This window comes from Polaromonas sp. P1_G1 (assembly GCF_056405595.1).
In genome coordinates, this window is record NZ_JBFUBU010000128.1 from 1 (window position 1) to 595 (window position 595).

1 protein-coding gene is annotated in these 595 nt (G+C 66.4%); it reads left to right on the forward strand.

What is annotated here, in order from left to right; translation table 11 throughout:
• Positions 1-83: 83 nt before the first annotated feature.
• The coding region (locus AC1D1Y_RS26060) for an aromatic amino acid lyase (protein WP_477684901.1) at positions 84-595 on the forward strand (512 nt) is incomplete at its 3' end.

Genomic DNA, 595 nt, shown 5'->3' on the forward strand with positions numbered 1-595 from the left:
CCTGAAGGCGTGGCCGACACGTTGGGCAAATGGTTAAGTGCGGGCACCGTCAATTCATCCACAACGACAAGAAAGACCTTTCCATGACCTCCTTCATCCTTCACCCCGGCAAGATCACGCTCGACGAACTGGGCTTGATCCACGCCAGCGTGTGCCAGCTCAGTCTGCCCGCATCGGCCCGCACCGCCATGCGCGCATCGCACGCGCTGGTCAAGGCCGCGGCCGATGGCGACGCGCCCGTGTACGGCGTCAACACCGGCTTTGGCAAGCTGGCGAACAAGCGCATCAGCAAAGACCAACTGGCCACGCTGCAGCGCAATCTGATCCGCAGCCACAGCGTGGGCGTGGGCGAGCCGCTGGCCGCCCCCATCATGCGGCTGATGATGGCCACCAAGGCCGCCAGCCTGGCGCGCGGCTACTCGGGCTGCCGCGAGCTGGTGGTGGACACGCTCTTAGCCGTGCACAACGCCGGCCTGGTGCCCTTTGTTCCCGCACAAGGCTCGGTGGGGGCGTCGGGCGATCTGGCGCCGCTGTCCCACATGACGCTGGCGCTGATGGGCGAGGGCGACATGGTGGTAGATGGCGTGCGTGTGCC